General features: G+C 72.6%; 10 protein-coding genes. All 10 read right to left on the bottom strand.

What is annotated here, in order from left to right:
* Positions 1–41: 41 nt before the first annotated feature.
* The 10 genes from xerD to F6J85_RS06115 all read right to left on the bottom strand — a co-directional run bounded on the left by xerD (position 42) and on the right by F6J85_RS06115 (position 11,447).
* Positions 42–965, bottom strand: coding sequence for a site-specific tyrosine recombinase XerD (xerD, locus tag F6J85_RS06155; RefSeq protein ID WP_150924263.1), 924 nt, complete (start codon positions 963–965; stop codon positions 42–44).
* A 1-nt stretch (position 966) separates the two neighbouring features.
* The gene (locus F6J85_RS06150; protein ID WP_150924262.1) at positions 967–1,560 is read right to left on the bottom strand and encodes an NUDIX domain-containing protein; all 594 of its coding nucleotides are present in this window, start codon (positions 1,558–1,560) and stop codon (positions 967–969) included.
* A 1-nt stretch (position 1,561) separates the two neighbouring features.
* Entirely contained in the window at positions 1,562–3,250 is a 1,689-nt protein-coding gene (locus F6J85_RS06145; protein ID WP_150924261.1) for a CTP synthase, read from the bottom strand.
* A 94-nt stretch (positions 3,251–3,344) separates the two neighbouring features.
* Positions 3,345–6,170, bottom strand: a complete 2,826-nt coding sequence (locus tag F6J85_RS06140) for a DUF2207 domain-containing protein (protein WP_150924260.1) — start codon at positions 6,168–6,170, stop codon at positions 3,345–3,347.
* Complete coding sequence (gene recN, locus F6J85_RS06135) at positions 6,167–7,858, bottom strand: DNA repair protein RecN (protein WP_150924259.1); 1,692 nt, start codon at positions 7,856–7,858, stop codon at positions 6,167–6,169. The genes F6J85_RS06140 and recN overlap by 4 nt, the downstream gene beginning before the upstream one ends.
* Positions 7,855–8,775 carry an NAD kinase gene (locus F6J85_RS06130; protein WP_150924258.1) on the bottom strand — a complete coding sequence of 307 codons (921 nt, stop codon included), beginning with the start codon at positions 8,773–8,775 and terminating at the stop codon, positions 7,855–7,857. Before F6J85_RS06130 ends, recN begins: the two co-directional genes overlap by 4 nt.
* Positions 8,772–9,572: a TlyA family RNA methyltransferase gene (locus F6J85_RS06125; protein WP_150924257.1), complete on the bottom strand. Its 801-nt coding sequence runs from the start codon at positions 9,570–9,572 to the stop codon at positions 8,772–8,774. Before F6J85_RS06125 ends, F6J85_RS06130 begins: the two co-directional genes overlap by 4 nt.
* A complete protein-coding gene (locus F6J85_RS17665) occupies positions 9,569–9,742 on the bottom strand; it encodes a hypothetical protein (RefSeq protein WP_167747746.1) in 174 nt (57 codons plus the stop codon). The genes F6J85_RS06125 and F6J85_RS17665 overlap by 4 nt, the downstream gene beginning before the upstream one ends.
* A 17-nt stretch (positions 9,743–9,759) precedes the next feature.
* Positions 9,760–10,800, bottom strand: coding sequence for an HAD-IIA family hydrolase (locus F6J85_RS06120; RefSeq protein ID WP_150924256.1), 1,041 nt, complete (start codon positions 10,798–10,800; stop codon positions 9,760–9,762).
* Positions 10,797–11,447 (bottom strand): hypothetical protein, encoded by a 651-nt coding sequence (locus F6J85_RS06115; RefSeq protein ID WP_191906765.1) that lies wholly within the window; start codon positions 11,445–11,447, stop codon positions 10,797–10,799. The genes F6J85_RS06120 and F6J85_RS06115 overlap by 4 nt, the downstream gene beginning before the upstream one ends.
* Positions 11,448–11,913 lie beyond the last annotated feature (466 nt).

The following is an 11,913-nucleotide window of genomic DNA, read 5'->3' as shown; positions in this document are numbered from 1 at the left end:
GGGTCGCCCCGCGCCACGGGATGCGCGCCGCATCCGTTGGCTTACCGGGCGCGCGGATGCGACGTGGCGTACACGTCGCGCAGCGCGTCGACGCTGACGTGCGTGTAGATCTGCGTCGTGGACACCGACGCGTGCCCGAGCAGTTCCTGCACGACGCGCACGTCGGCGCCGCCTTGCAGCAGGTGCGTCGCGAACGAGTGGCGCAGCGTGTGCGGGGACACGTGCGCCGTCAGGCCCGCGCGGTCGGCTGCCTGCTGCAGCACGAGCCAGGCGCTCTGGCGCGACAGGGGCGCACCGCGCATGCCCAGGAACAGGCGTGGGGTGGCCGGTCCGCGCCGCGCCAGCTCGGGGCGCACCCGCGTCAGGTAGGCCTCCACTGCGCGGCGCGCGAACGACCCCACCGGCACGATGCGCTCCTTGGAGCCCTTGCCCCGCACGCGCAGCACGTCGCCGTGGGCGAGGTCGTCGACGTCGAGCTGCACGATCTCCGACACGCGCGCGCCAGTGGCGTACAGCAGCTCCAGCAGCGCCCGATCGCGGATGCCGGCCACCTCTCCCGGCGCCGCGTCCTCGGGCGCGGGCCCGGATGCGTCGATGAGCTGCGAGACCTGGTCGATCGTGAGCGCCTTCGGCAGGCGCCGGGCGGCCTTGGGTGGGCGCAGGCGCCCGGAGGGGTCGTCGTCGGAGATGCCCTCGCGCGCGAGGAAGCGGTGCAGGCCCCGCACCGAGGACTGCAGCCGGGCGAGACTGGATGCCGCGGGCGGGGGCTGTGCGGAGGCACGCTCGGCGGCGAACTCCGTCACGAGTGCGTCGGTCACCTCGTCGGTGTCGTCCACGCCGTGGCCGGCGAGCCACTCCACGTAGCCGGCGAGGTCGCGCCGGTAGGCGGCCACGGTGTGCTCGGAGAGCCCGCGCTCGAGCGAACTGTGCCGCAGGTAGGCGTCGACCGCGCGCGGGAGGCGCACGTCACCGCCCCGCCGTGTCGCCCGTCTCGCGCCGCAGCACCTCGGCGGCGGCGAGGACGCTCGCGACGAGGATGCCGTTGGTCAGCCGGCCCGCCATGACGGCGTCGACCACGTCGCTCAGCGGCACGCGGGCGACCCGGATGTCGGCCTCCTCGTCCGCACGCGCGAACGCCTGCGGAGCATCCGAGAGACCGCGCGCCAGGAACACGTGCACGACCTCGTCGTTGCCGCCGGGGCTCGTGCGCAATGACAGCAGCGGCTGCCAATGCTCGGCGACGAGGTCGACCTCCTCGGCCAGTTCGCGCCGGGCCGACTCCAGCGGCGGCTCCCCCGCGACATCCAGGAGCCCCGCCGGGATCTCCCAGTCACGCAGCCGAAGGGGGTGACGGTACTGCTGGATCAGGACGATCCGCTCCTCGTCGTCCAGTGCCACGACCGCCGCGGCCCCCGGGTGCTCGACGTACTGCCGGACGATCTCGCCGTCGCCGTAGCGCACGGTGTCGGAGCGGACGTTCCACACCGCCCCGCGATACACGACTTCGCTGGCGATGACGTCGGGGTCCACCGGCTCGTCGTGCAGCTGGGCGGCGTCCACGTCAGGCCTGCTCGACGTCGAAGAGCTCACTCGCGCGGTGGCGCTCGAGGGCTGCGCCGATGAGCCCGCGGAACAGCGGATGCGGCTCGGTGGGACGCGAGCGCAGCTCGGGGTGGGCCTGCGTGGCGATGTAGTACGGGTGCACGTCGCGCGGCAGCTCGACGTACTCCACGAGGCCGAGGTCGGGGTTGGTCCCCGAGAACACCAGGCCGGCCTCGGACAGCTGGTCGCGGTACGCGTTGTTGACCTCGTAGCGGTGGCGGTGACGCTCGGACACCCGGGAGGCGCCGTACACCTCCTCGGCGATCGAGCCGGCGAGCAGGTCGGCGGGGTACAGGCCCAGGCGCATCGTCCCGCCCAGGTCGCCGCGGTCGAGGATGTCGACCTGCTCGGCCATCGTCGCCACGATCGGGTTGCCGGTGTCGGGGTCGAACTCGCTCGAGGACGCGTCCTCGATGCCGGCGACGTGGCGGGCGTACTCGATCACGATGCACTGCAGGCCCAGGCAGATGCCGAGGGTCGGGATGCCCTGTTCGCGCGCGAAGCGCAGTGCACCGACCTTCCCCTCGATGCCCCGGATGCCGAAGCCGCCGGGGATCACGATGCCGTCGAGGGCGCCGAGGGCCCTGGCCGCACGCTCCGGCGTCTCGCACAGGTCGGAGGGGATCCACGTGATCTTCACGTGCGTCTCGTGGGCGAATCCGCCGGCCTTGAGTGCCTCGGTCACCGAGAGATACGCGTCGGGCAGGTCGATGTACTTGCCGACCAGTCCGATCGTGACCTCGTGCTTGGGGTTGTGCACGGCCTCCAGCACACGCTGCCAGCGCGACCAGTCCACCTCGGCGGCCGTGCCGATGCCCAGCGAACGGACGATGTAGTCGTCCAGTCCCTGCTCGTGCAGCATCGAGGGGATGTCGTAGATGCTCGGCACGTCCACTGCGTTGACCACGGCGTCTTCATCGACGTCGCACATGAGGGCGATCTTGCGCTTGTTCGACTCCGTCACCGGGCGGTCGCTGCGCAGCACCAGCGCGTCGGGCTGGATGCCGATGGAGCGCAGCGTCGCGACGGAATGCTGCGTGGGCTTGGTCTTCTGCTCACCGGAGGCGCCCATGAACGGCACGAGCGACACGTGCACGAAGAACACGTTGTTGCGGCCCAGCTCGTGACGGATCTGCCGCGCCGACTCGATGAAGGGCTGCGACTCGATGTCGCCGACCGTCCCGCCGATCTCGGTGATGATGACATCCGGGCGCGGTTCCTCGGTGGCCTGCAGCCGCATGCGGCGCTTGATCTCGTCGGTGATGTGCGGGATCACCTGGACCGTGTCGCCGAGGTACTCCCCACGGCGCTCACGGGCGATCACCTGCGAGTAGATCTGGCCCGTGGTGACGTTGGCCGCCTGGCTCAGGTTGATGTCGAGGAATCGCTCGTAGTGCCCGATGTCGAGGTCGGTCTCGGCGCCGTCGTCGGTGACGAACACCTCGCCGTGCTGGAACGGGTTCATCGTTCCGGGGTCGACGTTCAGGTAGGGGTCGAGCTTCTGCATCACGACCCGCAGACCGCGCGCGGTGAGCAGGTTGCCGAGGCTGGCCGCCGTCAGGCCCTTCCCGAGAGACGAAACGACACCGCCCGTCACGAAGATGTGCTTGGTGGTGTCGTTCACATGTCCCGCGTCTGAAGTCTGCATCACGGGCTTCGATCCTATCAGCCGGGGGTCGGGGTTCCGCTGCCGCGGCGCGCGCGGGATCGGTTCCCTGCAGTCTGCCAGGAACCGCGCGTGCTCACGATCGCCGGCGCGTCGCGTAGAAGTTGGCGAGGGCCAGCAGGACGGCCGCCCCCGCGGGAAGACCCAGCAGCGGGAACAGCGGATCGCTGTCCACCGAGTCGGCCGTGCGCCACACGAAGAGGATCGCTCCCGCGATGGCGAACCACGGCGGGATCCACCGGACGACTTCGCGCACGAGGCCGGGCTTCGACACCCGCGGCGCGCCGCCGAGGCGGAGAATGAGGCCCAGCAGCGCGCAGCCGGCGGCCAGGAGGGAGAGCCCCAACGGCAGTGCGATCGGCACCGCGTGGGCGACCTGCGACATCCACCACGATCCCTGGCCGACGTCGGAGAACGTTCCCGCGGGGAACACGAAGCGGACACCGACGTCCCTGCTCGCCTCGGACGTCCATCGGCCGTCCGGATCGGGCAGCAGCTCCCACCGGTACACGTCCTCCCCGTCGTCGCCGGGGGCAACGGCCGGAAGTCCGGGAGCCTGCTCGTCCCGTGGGCCCTCGAGCACGCTGCCCTCGTGGAGCTGGGCCCGGAGCTCGGCGGGCATCCGTACCGTCATCGCCACGCGTTCGATCTTCTGCTCCGGCCACGACCACGCGAACCGCCACCCCTCGTTGAGGGCCGTCCACTGCACGTGCTCGTACCACTGGCCGTCCTGCTGCACCGCGGCGGCCGCATCCGCCAGCCGGTACCGGATCTGAACGGTGTGCTCGCCGCCGCCCCAGTCGCGCGTGAGCCGGGTCTGCACGAAGGCCATGCCCTCCTCGCGCCGCTGCTCGTACGCCACGGGGTCGCCGTCGACGGCGACGCCGGTGACCTCCAGCCCCATGTCGTGCCCGTGGACGACATCGCGCCACTGTCGCATGACCTGGGGCAGCGTGTCGCGGCCATCCTCGACGAAGACGGTGAGGGTCTCGGTGACCGTGACGGCCGCCTTCCCCGCCTCCGTCCGCTCCAGCCGCGCGTCGGCGACCAGCTCGGTCACGAGCCATCCCCGCGACCCGGCCAGGTCGCCCGAGTACGCGACGTCCTCCGGCGGGGTCCGCAACGAGGGCGAAGGGAGCGAGGCGGCCACCGCGATCGCGCCGACGACCGCGAGCATCGCGACCGCGCGCACGCCCAGGCGAGCGGCCGTGAAGAACCCGGTGCGCAGACCAGGGTCCTGATGGCCGCGTTCGTCGAGCAGACGCAGCACGATCTCCCGAGCGCGCCGCGGCTTGGCGAACATCACGACGTAGGGCAGCAGCTCGTCGCGCAGCGTGGTGCGCTCGTCCATCCGGGTCTGCTCGATGTACAGCCGCAGGCCCAGCAGATGCTCGCGTGCGAGGGCGCCCGCACGGGTGAGAGGCCGCGCCGACAGCGCGATCACGAGGATGACGACCGCCAGCGCGACGGTGGCGGCCACGATCGCCAGGGGCCACCAGTAGACGCTGAGGATGACCTGGTGGGACAGCTGCCGCACGAGGCCGAATTGCACGAGCGTGAGGGCCAGCGTCGCCCCGATGAACACGTCGCGCACGATTCCGCGCGGGACGCGTCGCAGCTTCAGGAAGAACTGCTGGCGCCACGCCGGCGCGGAGAGATAGTGGCGCCACTCGGGCCACAGGTGCCCCAGCCGTCCCGTCCGCCAGGCGACGCGGCCGATGCGCGTGACCGGCTTGGGGCCGATGCCGGCGTGTGCGTCGCTGATCGCCTGCACGAGGGGTGCGGTGAGGACCTGTCGCATGAGGCGGGAGGCCAGCGGCGCGGGCACCTGCGGGTCGGGCTCGTACTGCGGCACGAACCACGCCCGGCCGCGGGCGTCGTTCCACACCAGCGCGCGGGCGGCCAGCACGAACAGCAGGCCGGCGGCCAGCAGCAGCAGCGGGACGAACGGCCCGACCACGAGCACCCAGTACAGCGGTGAGGGCTCGGGCATCGTGAACGTGCCCTCGGCGAAGCGCAGCGTGAACCAGATGTCGGTGTGCGGCGGCATGTTCTGATCCACCGTCACGACGTACGTGACCTGGTCGGCGGTCTCGCTGTCGGGGGTGAGGGTGGTCGCGTCGCTCAGCAGTGTCCACGACATCGCCGCGCGCGGTGTGCGTTCGAGGGCGTCGTGCAGATCCCTCGGCACGACGAGCGTCATCTCCACGCCACGCATCCCCTGCCCCCACGAGGGTCCGAGGATCTCCCACTCCAGCAGGTCCTGCAACCGGCCCGTGGAGGCATCCTGCGCGGTGTAGGCGACGTCGGACAGGGTGTAGCGGACGACGAACTCATGCCTGCCGGTGAGGACCTCTCCGGTGTCCCACGTCAGGGAGGTGGTCGTGGCGCCCACGCGCGCGGCGACCTCGACCGGCTCCCCGTCGAGCTCGCCGCCGGTCACCCGCGGGTGCAGGTCGTGCCCCTCGTAGTGCGTGGCGATCATGCGGGTGATGCCGGTCTCTTCCACACCCTCCGGGAAGTCGGCGGTGATCCGCTCCTCGACGTGCACGAGGAGGCGGCCCTCATCGGTGCGCTCGAGCTCGAATCGGGCGTCGACGTCGTGCGCGATCCACCGCTCGGTCACGTCGCCGGCCGCGGATGTGATGTCCTCCAGCGAGCGCGGTTCGTTGATGACGGGCCCGGTCAGCAGCAGCTGGCCCGCCGCGGCGACGAGGAGCCACACGAGCGCGTTCGTCAGGCGGACGCGGCGCGAGCCCCGTGCGCGGGCGCGCGCCTCCAGGCGCAGCAGGAGGCCGCCCATGCCGCGGTACAGGCGCGTGGGCCGACGCGTCTCGACGGCGATGGCGCCCTCGGGTGCCGGCTCGTCCGCGGGATCGCTGCCGGGTGCCTCGCCGCTCACCGGACCGTACGCCCGGTGTCCAGCAGCTCGCGCGCGTGGGCCAGCGCGGCCTCCGAATCCGGCATACCCGACAGCAGTCGCGCCATCTCCGCCTCCCGGTCCGCGCCCTCCAGTCTGCGCACGCTCGACGCCGTCACCGCACCGTCGGTGCCCTTGACCACCGACAGGTGATTCCCCGCGAACGCCGCCACCTGGGCGAGGTGCGTCACGGCGATCACCTGTGAGGTCTCGGCCAGGCGGGCGAGGCGGCGGCCCACCTCGATGGCAGCGGCGCCGCCGATCCCCGCATCCACCTCGTCGAACACGAACGTGGGCACGGGGTCCACGCCGGCGAGCACGACTTCCAGCGCGAGCATGACGCGGCTGAGTTCGCCCCCGGAGGCGCCCCGGGCCACCGAGCGTGGCTCGGCGCCGGGGTGCGGGGCGAGCAGGATCGTGACCTCGTCACGGCCTGTGGCCGAGGGCGGCCCGGGCGACACGGAGACGGTGAGGGTCGCGTCGGGCAGCGCGAGCGCGTGCAGCTCGCGCGTGACGGCCTCCCCCAGGCGCCCGGCCGCGTCGGTGCGCACCGCGGTGAGCGCTTCGGCCGCTGCATCCAGGCGCGCAGCAGCCGCGGTGCGCTCGGCGGCCAGGCGCTCGATGCGGTCGGAGTCGTCGTCCAGTTCGGCGAGGCGGGCCGACCCCGTCTCCAGCAGTTCCAGGGCCGCCTCCAGACTCCCATGGGTGCGCGAAAGACCGGCCAGCACCGCACGCCGCTCCTCCACGGCTGCCAGCTCGTGGGGCCCGGTCTCGTCCAGATCGGCGAGCTGGCCCGACAGTGCCGCGGCGATGTCGGCGACGCGGTAGCCCACCTCGGCGAGCTGCTCGGCGAGCTCCCCCAGTGCGGCATCGCCCGCGCGCTCGAGGGCGCGACGGGCCTCGGCCAGCAGCGTCGTCACATCGGGCGCGCCGGCTTCCGAGGAGAGCGCCTCGTGCGCCGTGACGACGGCCAGGCGAACCTCCTCGACGTTGGCGAGGCGCTCGGCGCGCGCGGCCAGCTGCACGTCCTCCCCCGCCGCCGGTGCGGCCGCCTCGATCTCGGCGAGACGGATGCGCAGGTCCTCGGCCTCGCGCGCGCGCTGGTCGCGATCGTTCTCGAGGGCGGTCAGCTCGGCGTCCAGGGCGCGCCAGTCCTGGTATGCCCGGCCATACTCCGCCAGTGCACGCGCCACCGGCTGCCCGCCGAAGCGGTCGAGGGCGTCGCGCTGGGCGGCGGCGGAGCGCAGACGGAGCTGCTCGGATTGACCGTGCACGACCACGAGGTCATCGGCGAGGTCGGCGAGCACACCGGCCGGGGCGGTGCGCCCGCCCACCGTGGCGCGGCCGCGGCCTTCGCTGGAGACGGTCCGTCCCAGATACACCTCGGCGCGCCCGTCCCCGATCGGCTCGACGTCGCCTCCCGCCTCGCGCACGCGCTCGGCAACGGGCCCGTCCTCGGGGACGATCCACACCCCCTCCACCGACGCCTGGCCGGCACCGGAGCGCACGGCACCCGAATCGGCCCGTTGCCCCAGGAGCAGGCCCAGGCCCGTGACGACCATGGTCTTGCCCGCGCCGGTCTCGCCGGTGATCGCGGTGAACCCGGTGCCGATGGGCAGGGTCGCGTCGGCGATGACGCCCAGGTCGCGCAGATGCATCTGCTCGATCACGCCGTCCCCCTGTCCGGGCCGCGCCATCCTTCGACGGGCAGACGGAACTTGCGCACGAGACGATCGGTGAACGCGGCGGGGTGCAGCCGAGCCAGACGCACCGGCACGCTGGAGCGGCGCACCACGACCCGCGCACCCGGCGGCAGGTCGTGCGAGCGTCGTCCGTCGCACCACAGCACGCCGCCGCCGCTCGTGCGTTCGAGCACTTCGATCGCCACGGCGGCGCCGGGGTCGACGACGAGGGGACGGGCGAACAGTGCGTGCGCGGACAGCGGCACGACGGCGATCGCCTCGACGTTGGGCCAGATCACCGGGCCACCGGCGGAGAAGTTGTACGCGGTGGACCCGGTCGGCGAGGCCACCACCACGCCGTCGCACCCGAACGACGACAGCGGCCGGCCGTCGATCTCCATCACCACTTCGAGCATGCGCTCGCGGCTGGCCTTCTCGACGGTGGCCTCGTTGAGCGCCCACGTCTCGTACACCACGGTGTTCGCGGCATCCTTCACCCGCACCGACAGCGCCAGGCGCTCCTCCACGCGGTAGTCGCGCGCGATGACGCGTCGCACCGCGTCGTCCATGTCGTCGCGTTCGATCTCGGCGAGGAATCCGACATGTCCGAGGTTGATGCCGAGCACGGGAGCCGTGCCACCGCGCACGAGCTCGGCCGCACGCAGGATCGTGCCGTCCCCGCCGAGGACGATCGCCAGTTCGACGTCGGCCAGGGGCACGTCCAGCGCGAGCGTGCCGACCCCCGTCAGATCGAGCAGGTCCCCCAGCGCGGCCCGGTCGTCGACGGACAGCACCGGACGCGCACCGGCTGCACGCAGTTCGGTCAGCACACGCCGCGCCGCCTCGACGGTGTCGTCGCGGCGGGAATGCACGACCACCAGGATGCTGCGTTCGCTCGAGTTCATCGGGTACCGGCCACTTCGTTCACGGTGCCTGACCATTCTGACGGATCGCTGCCGCGTGCCGTGCTCAGGTGCGCCACGACCTCGCGGTTGCCGTGCGTGCCGGGAACCGGAGACCCGATGAGCCCCGCCGTGCGCAGTCCGACATCCCACGCCGCCCACAGCACGGTGTTCACGGCATCGGCCCGGAGCGCGGGATCGGTGACCAGCCCGCCCTTCACGGCGGTGCGGCCCACTTCGAACTGGGGCTTGATCAGCAGCACGATGTCGGCGCCGGGGGCGGCGACGGCGGCTACGGCCGGCAGCACGTGCGTGAGCGAGATGAACGACAGGTCGCCGGTGACGACGGTGGGGGAATCGGCGACGCCGGTCGCGGCGGTGAGGTTCGCCGCATCCATGTACCGCACGTTGTATCCCTCGACGGCGATGACGGCGGGGTCGGCGGCAAGCTCGGGGGCGAGTTGGCCGTGGCCCACGTCGACGGCGAGCACCGGCGAGGCCCCGCGCTCGCGCAGGACCTGCGTGAAACCGCCCGTGGAGGCGCCGAGGTCCAGCGCCACCCGACCCGACACGTCGATGCCGAAGGCATCGAGCCCCGCGAGGAGCTTGTGCGCGGCACGGCTGACGTAGGAGTCCGCCGCCGCCACCTCGACGCGAGCCTCGTCCGCGACCGGCGTGGAGGGTTTCACCACGGGCCGCCCGTCCACGCTGACCACCCCGGCTGCGATGAGCTGTGCGGCATGCGTGCGCGAGCGCGCCAGGCCGCGGGCGGCCAGGGCCGCGTCGAGGCGAGCGGTCATCCGCGCGACCCGCTGTCGGCACCGGGACCGGACTCCAGGCGCCGAGCGAGTTCGTCGTGGAGCGCGGCGTAGGCGTCGGCGCGATCGGCCAGCGGCTGCGACTCGATCACCCGCAGACGGCTGATCAGCTCGTGCCCGGCGTCGGTGGCGGTGTCGTCGGGCTCGGGCATGCGGCTATCGTAACGACCTACACGCGCCAGAACGGGTCGGCATACAGGCGTTCAGGCACTCGGAACCCGAAGATCGCACGTCCAGACGACCACACCGCCGCCGTCGCGGCTCGCACGAGGTCGATCTGCCGGTCGCCTTCGTCCACGATCCGCAGGTCTGGGCCATCGATCTCCACCACCGACCGGCCGACGGTGGTCCGCTCTCCCCGCACGAGGGTCTCGGGGTACGGCTCGAACAGTTCGCGCAGATCACTCACGATGAACTCCGGGCGGGCGTCCGGCGGGGCCGCCAGAAGGTGCTTCGGACGGTCGATGCCGGTCAGCACGAGCGCGGAGGGGATCCCCGCCCGCGACGCACCCTGGATGTCGGTGTCGAGCCGATCGCCGATGAACAAAGGCGAATCCGCGCCGAACCGGGCGACCGCCTCGGTGAAGATCGGCGTCTCGGGTTTGCCCGCGACGGTGGCCAGGCGCCCCACAGCGGTGTGCACGGCGGACACGAGCGTGCCGTTTCCCGGCGCCACCCCGCGCGCCTGCGGGATCGTCCAGTCGGTGTTGGTGGCGATCCAGGGGATGCCGCCTTCGTCCTCCGGAGTCTGCAGCGCGTACGCGGCTTCGGCCAGCTGCATCCAGCCGACCTCCGGCGCGAACCCCTGCACGACGGCGGCCGGGGCGTCGTCGGCGCTGCGCGTGACGGTGTATCCGGCCTTCTCCACCTCGACGACCAGGCCCTCTCCGCCCACGACGAGGATGGTGGCCGGTGGCGGCACGATGCCCCGCAGGAGGCGCATCGCCGCCTGGGGGCTCGTGACGACCTCGTCGGGGCGAACGGTGAGACCCAGTTCGGTCAGATGGGCTGCGACGGCCGCGTCGGTGCGCGAGGCGTTGTTGGTGATGTAGCCGAGCCGGCGCCCTTCCCGTGCGGCACGGTTGAGGCTCTCCACCGCGTGCGGGATGGCTCCCGGACCGGCGTAGACGACCCCGTCGAGGTCGGCGAGGACGACGTCGACGCCGTCCAGGGGCGCCGCCCCCAGCGCAGGCTTCCGGCGCCCGATCATCGATCGTGCTCCGCGTCGTCCCCCACTGCGGGCTCTTCCGCGTCGCCGGGGCTGGATGCGGCGTCCTCGTCCTCGTCCTCGTCCTCGTCGACGTCTTCCACGACGATCACTTCGCGGTCGGCGACACCGGTGGCCGCGTCCAGCGCGTCTTCGGCGACCTGGGCACGGGCGTACCACTGTGCCGCCTCCTCGTCGCGCCCGAGCTCTTCCAGTACGGTCGCGCGCGCGGCGAAGAGGCCGGGGCTCCACTCGAACGCGCGGTCGGGATCGAGCTCGGGGATGTCGAGCTCCCGCAGCGCCGCCTCCGCCTGCCCGAGATCCAGGCGTGCGCCCGACATCGCGATCGCCAGTTCCACGCGCACCGGCACCGGCAGCGTGGAGCGGTCGACGGACCGGCCGACCTCGAGCGCACGATCCGGGCGGCCCACTCCCCGTTCGCTGTCGACGATGAGGGGAATCTGGTCGTCCCGTCCGGAGATCCGGCGGTAGGTGCGCAGTTCCCGCAGCGCCAGCGCGAAGTCACCGACCGCGTACGCGGTGATGGCCGCGGTCTCGCGCACGACCGCGACGCGGCCGGCACGGCGCGTGGCGGCGAGGGCGTGCTCGTGGGCGAGCGCGGGGTCTTCGTCGATGAGCTTGGCGGCCATCGCGAGGTGGCGCGCGACGTGCTCGGCGTTCTCCTTGCTCAGCGTCTTCAGCTCGTTGCGGGCGGGCGCTGCCAGATCGCGTGCCGTGATCTCCTCGGGCAGCGGCGGCTCGGCTACGCGTGCGCGGCGTTCGTCACTGGTCGGGATGGGCCGTGGCGGTCGCCGGTCATCACCGCGGCGCGGTGCTTCGCCGCCACGGCGGGGCGCGGGGGTGCGGCTGCCACCGAAGTCGCGGCGCCGGTCGCCCTCGCCCGACGGGCGGTAGGGGCGGTCGCCGGACGCCCGGTTCGGGCGCTCACCCGACGGGCGGTACGGACGATCCCCGGAGCCGCGGTTGGGACGATCACCCGACGCGCGATCCGGCCGTTCACCCGTTGGGCGGTAGGGGCGGTCGCCGGCGCCGCGGTTGGGTCGATCCCCAGACGGGCGGTACGGACGATCCCCGGAGCCGCGATCCGGACGGTCA

Origin of the sequence: Microbacterium lushaniae (assembly GCF_008727775.1) — a bacterium.
In the GTDB taxonomy this organism is placed as follows: Bacteria; Actinomycetota; Actinomycetes; order Actinomycetales; family Microbacteriaceae; genus Microbacterium; species Microbacterium lushaniae.
Note: the sequence above shows the minus strand (reverse complement) of the source record. Positions and strands in the feature narration are given on the sequence as shown.